This window comes from Flavobacterium sediminis (genome assembly GCF_003148385.1).
In the GTDB taxonomy this organism is placed as follows: Bacteria; Bacteroidota; Bacteroidia; order Flavobacteriales; family Flavobacteriaceae; genus Flavobacterium; species Flavobacterium sediminis.
The window spans coordinates 120,206-136,889 of sequence record NZ_CP029463.1 but is presented as its reverse complement, the minus strand read 5'-3'; the positions used below and the strand labels follow the sequence as shown (position 1 = coordinate 136,889).

The 16,684-nt window shown below is 35.6% G+C and carries 12 protein-coding genes and 2 pseudogenes; 7 read left to right on the top strand and 7 right to left on the bottom strand.

The window, feature by feature from the left end; translation table 11 throughout:
* Together DI487_RS00640 and arsB are read left to right on the top strand one after the other, a co-directional pair.
* Nucleotides 1-612, top strand: coding sequence for an arsenate-mycothiol transferase ArsC (locus DI487_RS00640; RefSeq protein WP_109570557.1), 612 nt, complete (start codon nucleotides 1-3; stop codon nucleotides 610-612).
* Between the two features lies 1 nt (nucleotide 613).
* A complete protein-coding gene (gene arsB / locus DI487_RS00635) occupies nucleotides 614-1,672 on the top strand; it encodes an ACR3 family arsenite efflux transporter (RefSeq protein WP_109567930.1) in 1,059 nt (352 codons plus the stop codon).
* A 92-nt stretch (nucleotides 1,673-1,764) separates the two neighbouring features.
* Here arsB and DI487_RS00630 read toward each other — a convergent pair whose 3' ends face one another.
* The 6 genes and pseudogenes from DI487_RS00630 to DI487_RS00605 form a co-directional block, all read right to left on the bottom strand.
* Nucleotides 1,765-3,486 carry an alpha/beta fold hydrolase gene (locus DI487_RS00630; RefSeq protein ID WP_109567929.1) on the bottom strand — a complete coding sequence of 574 codons (1,722 nt, stop codon included), beginning with the start codon at nucleotides 3,484-3,486 and terminating at the stop codon, nucleotides 1,765-1,767.
* A 103-nt stretch (nucleotides 3,487-3,589) separates the two neighbouring features.
* Nucleotides 3,590-3,850 (bottom strand): DUF6952 family protein, encoded by a 261-nt coding sequence (locus tag DI487_RS00625; RefSeq protein ID WP_109567928.1) that lies wholly within the window; start codon nucleotides 3,848-3,850, stop codon nucleotides 3,590-3,592.
* A gap of 32 nt (nucleotides 3,851-3,882) precedes the next feature.
* The gene (locus DI487_RS00620) at nucleotides 3,883-4,191 is read right to left on the bottom strand and encodes a thioredoxin family protein (RefSeq protein WP_109567927.1); all 309 of its coding nucleotides are present in this window, start codon (nucleotides 4,189-4,191) and stop codon (nucleotides 3,883-3,885) included.
* Nucleotides 4,192-4,283: 92 nt separating this feature from the next.
* The gene (locus tag DI487_RS00615) at nucleotides 4,284-4,919 is read right to left on the bottom strand and encodes a peroxiredoxin (RefSeq protein ID WP_109567926.1); all 636 of its coding nucleotides are present in this window, start codon (nucleotides 4,917-4,919) and stop codon (nucleotides 4,284-4,286) included.
* 119 nt (nucleotides 4,920-5,038) lie between these two features.
* Nucleotides 5,039-6,498: pseudogene (gene nhaC, locus DI487_RS00610) on the bottom strand (Na+/H+ antiporter NhaC).
* Nucleotides 6,499-6,525: 27 nt separating this feature from the next.
* Entirely contained in the window at nucleotides 6,526-8,697 is a 2,172-nt protein-coding gene (locus DI487_RS00605; protein WP_109567925.1) for a S9 family peptidase, read from the bottom strand.
* Between the two features lie 285 nt (nucleotides 8,698-8,982).
* On the opposite strand from DI487_RS00605, the gene DI487_RS00600 reads away from it, so the two are divergent.
* Nucleotides 8,983-10,545, top strand: coding sequence for a hypothetical protein (locus DI487_RS00600; protein WP_109567924.1), 1,563 nt, complete (start codon nucleotides 8,983-8,985; stop codon nucleotides 10,543-10,545).
* 63 nt (nucleotides 10,546-10,608) lie between these two features.
* On the opposite strand, the gene DI487_RS00595 is transcribed toward DI487_RS00600, so the two are convergent.
* Nucleotides 10,609-11,811: an aminotransferase class I/II-fold pyridoxal phosphate-dependent enzyme gene (locus DI487_RS00595; protein WP_109567923.1), complete on the bottom strand. Its 1,203-nt coding sequence runs from the start codon at nucleotides 11,809-11,811 to the stop codon at nucleotides 10,609-10,611.
* A gap of 156 nt (nucleotides 11,812-11,967) precedes the next feature.
* On the opposite strand from DI487_RS00595, the gene DI487_RS00590 reads away from it, so the two are divergent.
* The 4 genes and pseudogenes from DI487_RS00590 to pabB all read left to right on the top strand — a co-directional run bounded on the left by DI487_RS00590 (nucleotide 11,968) and on the right by pabB (nucleotide 16,675).
* Complete coding sequence (locus DI487_RS00590) at nucleotides 11,968-12,426, top strand: Lrp/AsnC family transcriptional regulator (RefSeq protein ID WP_109567922.1); 459 nt, start codon at nucleotides 11,968-11,970, stop codon at nucleotides 12,424-12,426.
* A 106-nt stretch (nucleotides 12,427-12,532) separates the two neighbouring features.
* Nucleotides 12,533-13,935, top strand: a pseudogene (gene lpdA / locus DI487_RS00585) (dihydrolipoyl dehydrogenase).
* A gap of 147 nt (nucleotides 13,936-14,082) precedes the next feature.
* Nucleotides 14,083-15,291, top strand: a complete 1,209-nt coding sequence (locus tag DI487_RS00580; RefSeq protein ID WP_109567921.1) for a hypothetical protein — start codon at nucleotides 14,083-14,085, stop codon at nucleotides 15,289-15,291.
* An 85-nt stretch (nucleotides 15,292-15,376) separates the two neighbouring features.
* Nucleotides 15,377-16,675, top strand: a complete 1,299-nt coding sequence (pabB, locus tag DI487_RS00575) for an aminodeoxychorismate synthase component I (RefSeq protein ID WP_109567920.1) — start codon at nucleotides 15,377-15,379, stop codon at nucleotides 16,673-16,675.
* Nucleotides 16,676-16,684 lie beyond the last annotated feature (9 nt).

Below are 16,684 nucleotides of genomic sequence, written 5' to 3'. Positions count from 1 at the left end.
ATGTATTCAAAATTATTGCAAACACTTGAAAAAATAACAGATATTTCTGTTTCAAACAAACGAAAAGAGGTCTTACAATCTTTAATTGATTTTATTCAGAACAAAGTCAATTCAAAAGACGAGATCCGATTAAATTTTATCTGTACACATAATTCACGTAGAAGTCATTTAGGGCAAATCTGGGCACAAACTATGGCTTTTCATTTCGGAATTCCGAATGTTTATTCTTATTCAGGTGGGACAGAAGCTACAGCAATGTTTTCTAAAATAGTGGAAACTTTAACGCATCAAGGATTTAATATTGAAAAATTAAGTGAGAGTACTAATCCGGTTTATGCTGTAAAATTCGATAGTAGTGAAGCGGCTGTTATCGGGTTTTCAAAAAAATATGATGATACGTTTAATCCGGAAAAAGGTTTTGCGGCTATTATGACTTGTTCTCAGGCTGATGGTGGCTGTCCTTTTATAGCAGGAGCAGAAAAGCGAATTCCTATTACTTACGAGGATCCGAAAGCTTTTGACGGAACGGAATTAATGAACGCTAAATATGAACAGCGAAGTTTAGAAATTGCCTCTGAAATGTATTATGTTTTCTCACAAATAAAAAAATAATATGTCGGTTACAAATTGTGCTCCTGTTGTAGAAAGAAAAAAATTAGGCTTTTTAGACCGGTATTTAACGTTATGGATTTTTATAGCCATGTTGGTCGGAGTCGGGATAGGGTATTTTATTCCTTCAAGTAGTGGTTTTATCAATTCTTTTTCAAGCGGAACGACGAATATTCCTTTAGCAATCGGATTGATCCTGATGATGTATCCGCCTTTGGCAAAAGTTAATTACGCTAAAATGGGTGAAGTATTTAAAAATACTAAAGTATTGAGTGCTTCCCTTATCCTGAACTGGATTATAGGTCCGGTTTTGATGTTTCTTCTCGCTATTTTATTTCTAAAAGGTTATCCGGAATATATGATTGGAGTTATTCTCATTGGTTTAGCGCGTTGTATTGCAATGGTAGTTGTGTGGAATGATCTGGCAGAGGGAAATCGGGAATACGGTGCCGGATTAATTGCTTTGAACAGTATTTTTCAAGTGCTTTTGTATAGTGTATATGCTTATTTTTTTATAACAGTGCTGCCTCCGGTTTTTGGTTATAAAGGGTTTGAAGTCAATATTAGTATTGGTCAGATTGCAGAAAGTGTCGGAATTTATTTAGGAATCCCGTTTGCTTTGGGAATCATCAGCCGATTTGGTTTGATTCGTTTAAAAGGCGAAAAGTGGTTTCAGGAAAAATATGTTCCGTTTATATCGCCAATAACGCTCATCGCATTATTGTTTACGATTGTTTTGATGTTTAGTTTGAAAGGCGAATTGATCGTTCAGATTCCGATGGATGTAGTTCGAATTGCCATTCCTTTGGTAATTTATTTTGCCTTGATGTTTGTGATGAGCTTTTTTATCGGGAAATATTTCGGTGCCGATTATTCTAAGGCTACAGCCATTGCATTTACGGCAACCGGAAATAATTTTGAATTAGCAATTGCAGTTTCTATTGGTGTTTTCGGGATTAATAGCGGTCAGGCTTTTGCCGGTGTAATAGGTCCTTTAGTAGAGGTTCCGGCTTTGATAGCTCTGGTTAATCTGGCTTTCTGGTTTAAGAAGAAATACTTTTAGAATAAAATATATTAAAAAACCGGATTCTTTAGGGCTTAAAGAATCCGGTATATTTAGTTATGTTAAAAGTAATAGCATAATCTTATTTAGCCCTATTCTTTTAAAATTTTAAAAACTGATTTTTGACCTTTTTGTTCAAGGGTCAGAAAGTATATTCCTTTTTTTAATGAAGAAACATCAATAGTTTGTTTAGGTGTTTTGTCTGTAAATTCAATATGGTATACATTTTTTCCTGAAATGTCATATATCATAATCGCATCAATACTTGTTCCGTAAATAGTTAAAAGATCTGTTGTGGGATTAGGATATACTTGAATGCTGTTTACTGTAGTGTTAAATGTTTTGTTATCCAATACCGTTGTAATAGCAAACTGATAAGGAGTTTGGTAGTTAGAGGTACTAGGACTTACACTGGTTATTCTTAAAAAGTAATTGCCGGGACTTAATGTTTCAGTAAAGTTTAATGTACTTCCGCTGTTATTATGGGCAGAACCGATTAAATTTCCGTTGGCATCTAAAAATGCGGCATTCATATTACTCGTAACAATAGAACTCATATCTACTGTAGCATTGACATTATCAGAAACGGTAAACTTAAAATAATCGATGTCTGAAGTACCGGAATTAGCCTGAACGGTGGTAAAACCAATGTAATTTTGATTTGTTGAAATACCGTAAGCTAACTCTTTATAATTGGGTTCGTCTAAACCTTGAAGGATCTGGTAATATTTACCGGGAAGTTCGGTGTGATTTTCAATAAAATCAAAAGAAGAGTTAAAGTAAAAATACTTAGCAGGATAAAGCAGACCTGTTATGTATGTATTTAAAAGTGAAGAAGGCTCTGCTACGACACCATCAGTTGTTCCTCCTGTAATTCTACCGATAACACAAGAAAAGTCAATATAATTATCCAGGACTTTTTGATTCAACCCTATAATACTTTCTCCTGTGACACCATTGCAATTAATATCAACATTATAAAAATCAGGAGAATAAGAATTATCATTCATGCTACTGCTGTTCTGTATTTCTGTTCCTCCGAATAAATAAACGCTAGGCTCACCGCTGTAATAGTAGGTTTCTTTAAGATCCCGGATAGCTTCTGAACGAACATTAACACTGGTAAAGAAGGCTAGAGGATTATCGCTGGCATTACTTCCGCCGTGTGGTGTTCCTAAAGTCAGCAATTTGGCTACGTGGTGCAGGTTGTCAGCCTGCCAGTTGTTTGTATTCTGAAGATATTCTCTGGAAGCCAAACCTCCCATGCTGTGACCTACCAGAATAACTTTGTCTTTTCCGGTTATTTGTAAAACACGCTGTACGGCATCTTTCATGGCTGCTCCTTGTTTGGTAACGGCGGCCTGGTTACTCAATACATTAGTATCAATTGTGCCGTCAGGATTTAGATTAAAGTTGACGTAATAATAATCTCCGTTTTGAAAGTTTGTAGAAAATGCGGCAATATCAGCATTTGCAACAGGGTAGAAATCGGTATTGGCAAGTACATTATTTGAATCTGCATTGAGACAATAATCCAGTCGGCCACCAAAAGTAAAATTGTACTGGTTGTCAAAATAATTGGTAGAAGTATTCCAAGTATCTGAGCTGGAATTTAATCCGTGTACAAAGATAATAGGGTAGGGAAGTTTGCTGGTAAATGTTTGAAGGTTAGCTTGAGGTGTTTTTAATACAATTATTTCATCATTGTGAAATTCCAAATATTCAAGCTGAGTAGCTCTGGGTTTAAAAACAACTTGTGCATAAACCGATGAGGTCAATAAAAAGAGAGTCGAGAAAAAATATAGTTGTTTCATAAATTATATATTGAATTTTTATGCAATATATAATTTTTTAACAAAATAATAATAATGTAGTAAAAAATAGTGTAAATAAATACTCTCTTTTTAATGAGAGTATTTATTCTTTATCGATTGAACCCAGTACCCGCTTCATAAAATCGTTAAGAGCTGTTTTCTTGTCTTTTCCTTCTTTGATCATTTTATGAACTTCAAGGGCACCGTACATGTTGGAAATCAATTCACCGATTACATCAAGTTCTTCGTCTTTAAGAGAAGGAACTTCAGTAAGGTTTTCTAAAACTTCTATAGTTTCAACCAGATAATCCTGATCATTTTCCTCAATAAACTGAGTTAATTGTTTAATTACAGGGAGTTTCATTTGGATAGATTTAATAGTTCCTGTTTGCCAGATTACAATACTTTGCTTGCTAATTCTGCCAAAACTTCTGCTTTGTTTGTCTGAGTCTGATCGACCAGTTGTCCGTTTTTGAATGCTGCGAAAGTAGGTAAATTATCCACTTTTACTAACTTTCTGGATTCAGGGAATTTTTCTGCATCTACTACTAAAAACGGTACATTTTCATGTTCAGAAGCTAATTTTTTAAATTTAGGCTTCATAATTCTACAGTTACCGCACCATGAAGCTGAAAATTGTACCAATACAATATCATTAGTGTTTACAACTTCCTGTAAGTTATCTTGATCTAATTCTTGGAACATAATTAATTGTTGTAATTTCAATCTCAATAACAATATCAGATTTCAATTACTGATCTTGACATTGCTATTGAGATTTATTATTGATTTTTTTATTAGTGAGAAGCTAAGTATTCAGCAGTACTTTTTCTGTCAGCTTTCATAGCGTCTTTTCCTTCTTCCCAGTTTGCAGGACAAACTTCTCCGTGTGTTTGAACGTGTGAATAAGCATCAATTAATCTTAAGTACTCGTGTACATTTCTTCCTAAAGGCATATCGTTTACACTTTCGTGGAAAATTTTACCGTCTTCGTCAACTAAATAAGTCGCACGGTACGTTACATTAGAACCTTCGATTTGATATTCACCGGTTTCTTCGTTGAAAATATCTTCAGCTTCTAGAATTCCTAATGCACTTGACAAGTTACGAGTTGTGTCAGCAAGGATCGGGTAAGTAACTCCTTCGATACCACCGTTATCTTTCGGAGTGTTTAACCATGCAAAGTGAACTTCATTTGTATCACATGAAGCACCGATTACCATAGTGTTTCTTTTTTCAAATTCAGCTAAAGCTTCTTGGAAAGCATGAATTTCTGTAGGGCACACAAAAGTAAAGTCTTTTGGATACCAAAATAAAAGGACTTTTTTCTTGTTGTTAACAGCTTCTTCAAAAACGTTGATTTTTAAGTTGTCACCCATTTCAGAGATCGCGTCAACAGTAATGTTAGGAAATTTTTTACCTACTAGTGCCATAAAGTTTTTATTTTAAAGTTATTACTAATTTTCTGATAGCAAATTTACAAATAAAAAAACCATAACTATAGTTAAGTCATGGTTAATTTTTATTAGAGAATAAGTTTTATTTATACTGCTTATTCTGTCTCTTTTTTTGAGACTAATTGTCTTATTTTTATGTTCAAAGCTGCAAAAAGTAATGTCATTAACGGACTCAAATAATTGAAAATAGCATAAGGCAAATAATCAAAAGTGGCCACACCTAAAGCTCCTGATTGATAAGCCCGCATGTGTTCCAAGGAATAAGGACTGAAGTTACAGTTCCTGAATCTTCAAGAGTTCTACTTAAGTTCTCAGGCGCTAAGCCTCGATCTTTATAAGCTTTGGCAAACATTTTTCCGGGAACTACTATGGCCAGGTATTGGTCAGATGCAGTGACGTTTAAAGCAAGGCAGCTTCCTACTGTAGAAGCAAACAATCCGGCTGTTGAATGAGCCAGTTTTAATAAGGATTGGCTAATGCGCGCTAATGCTCCGATTGCATCCATGATTCCTCCGAAAACCATAGCACAAAGGATCAGCCAAATAGTACCTAACATCTTTTGCATTCCTCCGGCTTTGAAAAGGTCCTTTAACGTTTCATTATCAGTTGGGATCACAGATTCAACAGTGATTGCATTCATTACGCCTTTATAAGCATTTACGAAGTTCAGTTCAGTTCCTCCGGAAAGCATCAGTACAATATTGGGCTGAAAGATAATAGCAAAGATAGCTCCCAGTAAGGTTCCTATTAAAAGGGCAATAAGCGGTTCTGTTTTTTTGACGATCAATCCGATCACAATAACCGGAACTAAGAATAACCACGGTGTGATGGTAAACGATTTTTCGATATCTGCTAAAAGTCCGTCAGTATTAGCAATTCCGTGCGTCTCTACGGTTAGCCCGAAAATGATAAAAATAATCAATGTGATGATGTAGGTAGGAACAGTAGTTAAGGTCATATACTTGATATGCGTAAACAGATCTGTTCCGGCCATAGCAGGGGCTAAATTGGTTGTATCTGACATTGGTGATAACTTATCACCGAAATAAGCACCGGAAATTACGGCACCGGCAACCATACCTAAATCAAAGCCTAAAGCTCCTCCTATTCCTATTAGAGCTATACCTACAGTAGCTGAAGTAGTCCAAGAACTTCCTGTGGCTATAGAGATTACCGAACAAATAATTAATGTGGCCGGTAAAAAGATAGCCGGACTTAGAATTTTTAGTCCGTAATAGATCATAGAAGGAATTACACCGCTAACGAGCCAGGTTCCGGCAAGGGATCCTACCATTAACAAGATCAATATGGCTCCTGCAGTTGATTTGATATTTTCAGCAACTTCATCCAGCATTTTTTTATAGGTAACTTTGTTTAGGAAACCTACAATTGCTGCAACCGAAGCTCCTAAAAGAAGGACAAACTGGTTTGTTCCGCTTAGGGCTTCATCACCGAAAACATATACGTTAAAGGCTAACATACCGATTAAGGCTATGACAGGGATCAGGGCTTCAAAGATGCTTAGTTCTTTATTTTTGATGATTTTTGTACTCATAAAATAGTGTTATTGGCTTGTAATTAATTATTTAAGAAACGTGTTGAAGTAGTCAGCAATTTTAGCATACATGTGAATACGATCAGTTCCTCTTACATTGTGTTCATGATTAGGGTATAAGAAATAATCTACTTGCTTTCCGGCTTTGATACAGGCTTCAATAAAGTTCATGCTATTTTGTTGTACGACTACAGGGTCTTGTGCACCGTGTATCACTAATAAACGAGCCTTTAAATTGGTAGCTTTATTTAATAAGGATGCTTTTTCATAACCTTCAGGATTTTCTTGAGGAGTGTCCATATAGCGTTCTCCGTACATTACTTCATAATATTTCCAGTCAATAACCGGTCCTCCGGCTACACCTGTTTTAAACAGTTCCGGATAAGTAGTTAATAAAGAAGTAGTCATAAATCCTCCGAAACTCCAACCGAAAACACCGATTCTGTCACTGTCTACAAATGTTTTTGATTTTAAGAATTCTACACCTTTTAGCTGGTCTGCCATTTCATTGATTCCCAGTTGTCTGTGGTTTACATCACAAAAGTGTTTGCCTCTGGCTTCACTTCCTCTGTTGTCCAATGAAAATACCACATAGCCTTGTTGCGCCATATAGTAATCAAAGAAGGCGGCACCGGCTAACCATTTGTTCTTGATCAATTGTGCATGAGATCCTCCGTATACATAGATCATTACCGGATATTTCCGGGTAGGATCAAAGTTTGCCGGATATAGAATTCTTCCGTTTAAAGGTGTTTTGCCATCAGCAGAAGTTAAAGTAACCAGTTCTGTTTTAGGTAAATCAATTTTTCCGGTAAACGGATTTTGAGCATTGACTAAAACCGTTTCTTTTTTTGTTTTAGTATTTAGAATCTCAATTTTGTTAGGTGTTTCTGTATTACTGAACGTATCTAAAATATATTTTCCGTCAGAAGAAACAGCGGCAAGATGAGTTCCGCTATCAGAGGTTAATTGTGTTGTTTTTCCTGATTTAAGGACAACATTGAACAATTGACGGTCTAATCCTTGATTGGTAATTCCGGTGTAGTAAACCGATTTATTATCTGAACTAAAACCAAGGAACTCCTGAACAATAACGTCTTTAAAACCTAGGTCTTTAATTAATTTGCCAGAAATACTGTATAAATACATCTGGTTGTAACCGTTGTTATCAGTTTGATAAATAAATTGTTCCGGATCATTCGGCACAAAAATAATAGTATGTTGAGGCTCAACCCAAGTTAGGGACTTTTCTTCAAACAATGTTTTTATCAAAGCTCCGGTTTGGGCGTTGTATTGATTGAATCGTAAATGATTTTGTTCCCGATTCAGAACACCTATAAATATACTTTTCCCGTTCGGATGCCAGGAAACCATCGTTAAATATTGTTCTTTTGGTTCACCGGTTTGGATTTGAACAGTATTTTGTGTTTTCAGATCAAAAACTTGAAGTGTCACTTCTTCACTTTTCATACCCGCCATAGGGTACTTAATGTTATTATTTACTGCTTCGCGTTCATTCCAGTTAATGATAGGATAATCTCCTACCATTGTTTCATCTTTGCGATAATAGGCTAGTTTTGTACCGTTCTCATTCCACCACATTCCTTTGTGAATACCAAATTCTTGACGGTGAACGTAACTGCTCCCGTTTACAATTCCTTTATTACTATCATTAGTTACGGAAATAGAAGAGCCGTCCTGACGCGTAATTTTGATGTTGTTATCTTCTAACCAAGCAACATCGGAGTTTTTAGAGACTGCCGGTTCATTTGCTGTTAGCGGAGTAGCAACACTATGTATTACTTTTTTATTTTTTAAGTTGTAGTGAACAAAATATTTGTTGCTCTTTCCGTCAACATCAAAAGAAATGACCTCTTTTGTCTCCCAATTAAAGTTGTAAGGGAAAAAACGCAATTCGAAGGTTTCATTAGGAATTGCAGCTTGTAGGTTTTTTGAAAGTTCGGAAGTTGAAGCTAAAGTATGTTCTTTCCAATTGTCGGAATCATTTCTTTCCAGTAGTGATTGGAAATCTTTACTTACATAAACAATAGCATTTTCATTTTTTTTCCATTGCGAAAACAATAGGTTTTCAGGAGCATATTTTCGAGAACCGGTTACGGTTTCTTCAATAGTGAAATTTTGGGAAAATGATACTAAATGAAAGAATAATGCAAAAGCACTGATTATAATTTTTCTCATATTTAATTTTTGATTACGAAATCCAAAAATAACTTTAAATTATTGAAAAGGAAAATTTATCCTTGAAGTTTTCCATATTAAATAACAAAACGGGACAAGTGTTAAAAGATTTTAATAGAATTTGCTTTTTTCTTAAAAGCTAAAAGATTTTTTTTAGGTAGTACAGAAAGAGCTTTTTTTTAGTAAAAAAAATAAAGTTTTATTGTCTTTAAGATTAAAAATTTGTCATTCTGTTTTTATTTTAGTTAATTTATGCGTTTTTAACCCCTTTATTTGATTTTTATTATGAAAAAAACGCTACTTTTTATTCTTTCGGGAATAAGTATTACTGTTACTGCCCAGGTAGGGGTGGGGACTACGACCCCAAGAGCTGCTTTAGAAGTTAATTCTACAACTAATGGTTTTTTAGCTCCGCAAATTGCTTTGACTGATACAACGATTGACACCCCCGTAGTAAATCCTGCCGGCGGAGCTTTGACAGCAGGAACTATTGTGTACAATACAGCAACAGTAAATGATGTAACACCCGGTTATTATTATTGGAACGGGACAATTTGGGTGAGAATGGCAGCCGGAACAGGAGGCGGTTCTCATAATACACTTGACATGGCCTATGATGAAGGTGGTGCAGGTGCCGGAAGAGTTATTAATGCTGATGCCGGAGCAGTATCTATTACAAACAATAACTCGGCTTCAACAGGACTTTTGGTTGTAAATAATACAACTTCTGCGGGCTATTCCGGACAATCTAATTTTGTGATCAATGATAATACGATAGGTGTTGTCGCTAATGTTGATGCAAATGGTGTAGGGGTGCTCATTGACCATAATGATACCAATAACCCTTATGCGGGTTTGCAAATAACGAATTATTCGGCAAACGGTTCAGGTATTTTATCAACTACAAATGCGGCAGGACCTTCTATTGCTGTTGAGGCAGACGCAGCCTCCGGAGCAGCTAATGCTATGACAGTGTATAATTTCAGAACAGGTGGCGGTGCTGCTATTGATGCCATTGGAGCGATAGGAATTCGTTCTATGAGTCAAACGGCTTCCGGGTCGGCATTTGCAGGTTATCTGAATGCTACGCAAGGAACGGCAGCGCAATTTAACGGAGCTGGAACAGCCTCTCTTTCTCCGATCAATGTTTTTACGGGGAACAACCGTTACGGTGCAGTTGTTCAGGGAAATCCTGTAGGAACATATTCAAGTTTTCCGGGAACCAGTGGAGCAGCTTTTATAGGGTATGCTACGAACTATTCAGGAGCTTGGTTTGGTTATACTTTAGTTACCGGAGGAACTTTGTATGATGTTTATAAATCAGCACCCGGTAAAGAAGAAGAAACAAAAATGATGTTCAATGTTGTAGGCCCCGGAATTAATGCAACAACTGTTAAGAAGGATGATAAAACGTATGTAATGCCTGCTGTTTCTGCTCCTGAAAGCTTATTGCAAGATTACGGAACAGAAAAGTTAGTGAACGGAAGAGCAACGGTGACTATAGATCCTATTTTAAGTGAAAATATCTTAGTAGATAAAGAGCATCCTTTGAAAGTTTTTATCCAGTTAGAAGGAGACTGTAATGGGGTTTATGTTACGAATAAATCAGCTGAAGGATTTGAGGTGGTAGAATTAGGTCATGGAACATCTGATGTTGCTTTTTCTTATTCTATAGTAGCGTCAAGAGCTACGAGAGCATTCTCAGGTAAAGACGGTATGGAGGCTTTTAATGCTCCTGAAAGATTCAGACGTATTGAAGTTAAGCCAATAGCGGAAAATTTATTGTCGGATGACGATAAAGAAATTAAACCGGCTATAAAACTCGAAGATAGAGAAGAATTAAAATAAGAATTCATAAAAAAGTCCCGATAAATTTTATCGGGACTTTTTATTTAATTATTTGATATTAGTTTACAAAACGTTTAATTCCGTCATACACTGTTTCATGATTTGGTAAGTACGTTCAATATCGTTGTCTAAACCTATTGAAAAACGGATTAAACCGTCTGTTAAGCCCATTTCTTGTTGTTCTTCCATAGGAATTTCGGAAGAAGTAGAAGTTCCGGGAGCACTGAATAAAGTTTTGTAAAAACCTAAACTTACGGCTAAATATCCGAGATTTTTTTGTTGCATTAGCTCCATAAGCTCATTGGCTTTGTCTAAATTACCTACATCAATGGTCATCATACCTCCGAAACCATATTCCTGATTAATCATTCCGGCATATAGTTTATGACTAGGGTGACTTTCTAAACCGGGATAAACAACTTTTAAGCCGTCTTTTTCAAATTTTTGTGCCAAATACATAGCGTTGTGACTGTGTTGTTTCATACGGATATGTAGTGTTCTTAAATTTTTTAAGATACTTGCAGCTCGTAAACTATCCATTGTCGGACCTAAAAGCATACTGGCACCATCATTAACATTGCGCAGATCGTCTATGAATTGCTGTGTTCCGCAAACGACACCGCCAACGGTATCACTGCTTCCGTTGATGAATTTGGTTAAACTATGGATCACAACATCAGCACCTAATTTTCCGGGTGCTACCGAAAGCGGAGAAAAAGTATTGTCTACAACTAATTTTAGATTGTGCTTTTTAGCAATTTGAGCCAAACCTGCTATATCAGCAACTTCTAAAAGCGGATTACTTACTGTTTCGCAGTATAAAACTTTGGTATCAGCAGTAATTGCTGCTTCCACTTTGTCTAATTTAGTAATATCGACAAATGAGGTTTTAATAGCAAACTTAGGAGCAAAGTTTTTCAGGAAAGCATAGGTTCCGCCGTAAATAGTTCGACTCGAAACAATGTGATCTCCGGCATTGCATAATTGCATCAGAACCGGAGTAATAGCACCCATTCCGGACGCTGCAACATTAGCAGCCTCTGTTCCTTCCATGGCAGCTAAAGCTTCACCTAGATATAAATTAGAAGGAGAAGAGTGACGAGAGTATAAATAACATCCTTCTGCATTGCCTTCAAAAGTATCAAACATAGTTTTAGCAGAAAGGAAAGTATAAGTAGAACTGTCAGAAATAGAAGGATTTACTCCTCCGAATTCACCGAAATATTGTAGATCCTGAATCTTGTCAGCCGGATTAAATGTATTCATAGTGTTATTTTGTTTAGTTTTTATTGTTCAAATTTCTAATTACATAATTTATTTTTCAATATAAAGTAAAATATTTAGAATAAAAAACTGTAAATTTGTATAAATATAGATTTTTATACTATTTAAAAATTAAAATAACTTTAAAACTAAAGAAATATGAAGTTAGATACTATCGATAAGCGTCTGTTAGAGTTGTTACAAGCTGATACCAAAAAAACAACTAAGGAGCTTTCTCTTAAACTGAACTTATCAGTAACGGCAGTTTACGAACGCATTAAAAAGTTAGAACGAGAAGGTATAATCAGTAAATATGTAGCCTTATTGGATAAAGCAAAGATAGAGAAAAATTTTGTTGTTTTTTGTCATATCAAACTGACACAGCACAATATTGATATTATTTCACAGTTTGAGAAAGAAGTAGTAAAGATCAATGAGGTACTTGAATGTTATCATGTAAGCGGTGATTACGATTATATTTTAAAGATATTTGTAAAGGACATGGAGGCTTATCGTGAGTTTATGGTAACAAAATTAACGACAATTCAACATATCGGAAGTACCCATAGTACCTTTATGATCGGTGAGGTAAAAAACAGCACAGCCTTTAAATTTTAGATATAATAAATTACCAATAAATTCACACCTATTAATACAAAAAGCGTTACTTTTGTAATGAATAAATCAATATAACTACTAATATTAATAAAATATTTCCAAAAAAATGAGTCAATTTGATGTAACCATTATTGGTTCTGGTCCCGGCGGATACGTATCGGCAATACGTTGCGCTCAATTAGGTTTTAAAACTGCAATCATTGAAAAATATTCAAGTTTAGGAGGTACATGTTTAAATGTAGGCTGTATCCCGTCTAAAGCTTTATTAGCATCATCTCACCATTACGAAGAATTACAGCATTTTGCAGATCACGGTATTGACGTTTCCGGAGATGTAAAAGTGAATCTAACTAAAATGATCGAACGTAAACAAGCGGTTGTAGATCAGACTTCAGGCGGTGTTAAATACCTGATGGATAAAAATAAGGTTACTGTTTTTGAAGGTGTGGGTTCATTTGAAAGTGCTACTTCAGTTAAAATCACTAAAAACGACGGTAGTTCTGAGGTAATTGAATCAAAATATGTTATCATTGCTACCGGTTCTAAACCATCGACTTTACCGTTTATTTCAATTGATAAAGAAAGAGTAATTACTTCTACTGAAGCTTTGAAATTACCGGAAGTGCCTAAACATTTAGTAATCATCGGAGGGGAGTTATCGGAATTGAGTTAGGACAAGTATATATGCGTTTAGGAGCTCAGGTTTCGGTAGTAGAATATATGGACAGAATTATTCCGGGAATGGACGGTGCTTTGTCAAAAGAATTGACTAAAGTGTTGAAAAAGAAAGGAATGAAATTCTATACTTCGCATAAAGTAAAAGAAGTAACCCGTAACGGAGAAACGGTTACCGTTAAAGCTGATGATACTAAAGGAAATGAAGTAGTATTAGAAGGAGATTATTGTTTGGTAGCTGTTGGTCGTCGTCCGTATACTGACGGATTGAATGCTGACAAAGCCGGAGTAAAAATGACAGAAAGAGGTCAGGTTGAAGTGAACGACCATTTACAAACTTCAGTGCCTAATATTTATGCTATCGGTGATGTGATCCGCGGAGCTATGCTGGCGCACAAAGCAGAGGAAGAAGGAGTGTTGGTTGCTGAATATTTAGCAGGTCAAAAACCACATATCGATTATAACTTGATTCCGGGAGTAGTTTACACTTGGCCTGAAGTTGCGGCAGTCGGTAAAACAGAAGAACAATTAAAAGCAGAAGGTGTAGCGTATAAATCCGGAAGCTTCCCGTTTAAAGCATTAGGTAGAGCCAGAGCAGGTGGAGACACAGATGGTTTCGTTAAAATTTTAGCTGATGCTAAAACAGATGAGGTGTTAGGTGTTCACATGATCGGTGCTCGTTGTGCAGATCTGATTGCAGAAGCAGTTACAGCGATGGAATTCAGAGCAAGTGCAGAAGATATTTCAAGAATGTCACATGCACACCCTACATTTGCGGAGGCTGTGAAAGAAGCGGCTTTAGCAGCTACTGATAACAGAGCATTGCACGTATAATTTAGTACAATAACTATATATAAACCCTTATTAAAGAACTTAATAAGGGTTTTTTTATTTGTGATTTTGAGAAGAAAATGATAAAATAGTATTTGAGGATAATATGTAAAAAGTAAACCTTTGCGAAAATTTTGAAATCTAAATAAAATGAGAAAAACATTTTTAATTGGTTTGGTTTTCTTTTCCTTGATAAGAATAAATGCCCAGGTTGGGATTAACACAGTTACTCCGGATCATTCCTCAATTTTAGATGTGGTTAGTACAGACAAAGGTGTATTGTTACCACGTATAGCTTTAACCTCAACACTTGATATATCCTCAATTTTTAATCCGGCTACAAGTTTACTCATCTACAATACATCAACTGTGAATGATATGGTTCCGGGATATTATTACTGGGACGGAGCAAAATGGGTAGGGCTTAGCGGTGGAGATAGTTCTGAAAAATGGGATATACATGGAAATAATTTTAATGCCGGAACAGGTTCAGAATTTTTAGGGACAACAACATATCACCCTTTAACTATAAAAGTAAATAACACGAGTATAGGTCGGTTACATCCTAACGGAAGTATTTATTTTGGGTTGGGAGCTAATGCGAACGGAAATAATTCAATAGCTTTAGGATATAATGCTTTGGCTAACCTTCAAAATTCAGTAGCTATAGGATACAATTCCCAAACACAGCAAAATGATGCAATAGCATTGGGTTACGGTGCAAATGCTTCCGGTTACCAATCTACAGCAATAGGATATGGAGCAACAGCACCTCAGGACAATTCTATAATTTTAGGTTCATCAACTAATTATGCTAATAAAATAGGTATCGGGACAAATACACCGGACGAGCGCTTACATGTTGTAGGGAAATTAAAGTTAGTAGACGGAACTCAATCTGCCGGAAACGTACTGATCTCTGATGCAAATGGTGTTGCTTCCTGGGCCGACCCTGACCTGAATAAAGCATTCGGAGAAATAACAAAAGCAATCAATAGTACTTTAATAGCCGGAACAATAGACTTTAGCGGAGCTTCTATCAATACTAATGTAATCGTAAATGCTAATTCTATTCAGGTATTAAAAACAGGGACTTATAGAATTACGTATTCCGTTACCATAACAAAAACAGGTACTATTGTAACTACACCTTATTTTTATCTGTCAATTTGGGGAACCGAAGTTCCTAATACCAGAACGTATTGTACGATAGCAAAAGATGAAACAAGAGTCGTAACACTTACAAAATTTGTAAATCTGAATAGTTATGACGATATCAGAATAGATTCAGGTATAAGTGATGCAACTGTACAGGTTTTAGCCAATGCCACAATTTTAAATCTGGAATTGATGAAATAAAAATAAAGACCTTACCTGATAGAAAATACACGGTAACATATTTGTTTTTTATATTTTCAGTACTTTTGGGGTTTAAATTTCCGAATTGAGAACTAAAGTAATTCAACATATTTCTGATCCCGAAGAATTTAAGAGAAAATTACTGTATTGGGCGAACCAATTCAGAGAAATAGTTTTTTTAGATTCGAATGATTATCAGCAAAAATATTCCCATTACGATTGTATTTTGGCAGTTGAAGCTTTTACTTCTGTTCAAACTGATTTTTATAATGCTTTTGATGATTTGCATCAATACCAATCACAAACTAAAGATTGGCTATTTGGTTATTTATCGTATGACCTGAAAAATGATACAGAAAAGCTGGAATCTAATAATTCAGACGGCTTGGAGTTCCCGGATGTGTTCTTTTTTCAACCTAAAAAAATATTCCTTTTGAAAGGAAATGAACTTGAAATTCAATACCTGAACTATATTGATGATGAAATTGAATTTGATCTTGAAGCTATCATATCAGTTCAGACAAAATCGGATGTAAAAGATACAAGTTTAGCAATACAGATCAACCAACGGATTTCCAGACAAAAATATCTTTCGAAAATAGATAAAATGTTGGATCATATCCACAGAGGTGATATTTATGAGGCTAATTTTTGCATGGAATTTTATACAGCGAAAGCCTCGATCGATCCTTTAGTTATTTATGAAAAATTGAATCTTATTTCCAGACCTCCTTTTGCTACTTATTTAAAGAATAATAAATATTATGTACTCTCGGCATCGCCTGAACGCTATATTCGCAAAGAAGGAAACAAAGTCATTTCGCAACCGATAAAAGGAACAGCCAGAAGAGGACAAACTGAAGCAGAAGATAAAGAGAGCATAGCAGCACTACGATCTAGTGAAAAAGAGCGTTCTGAGAATATTATGATTGTTGATCTGGTGCGAAACGATCTGTCTCATACTGCAACAAAAGGAAGTGTTGAAGTAGAAGAATTGTGCGGTATCTATACTTTTAAGCAAGTACACCAGATGATCTCTACGGTTGTTTCTCAAGTAGAATCAACGACTAGTCCGGTTGAAATTATACGATCTACCTTTCCTATGGGAAGTATGACTGGGGCGCCTAAGATCTCGGCAATGAAAATTATTGAAGACTTAGAAGAAACCAAGCGCAGTTTGTACAGTGGCGCTATGGGTTATTTTACACCTGAAGGTGATTTTGATTTTAATGTAGTAATTCGCTCTATATTGTATAATTCCGAAAAGCAATACCTCTCTTTTTCCGTAGGAAGTGCTATAACATCGCAATCTGTTCCTGAGCAAGAGTATGAGGAATGTTTGTTAAAAGCTAAAGCCATGTTTGAGGTTTTGGGAAATAAATAATGCTTATTT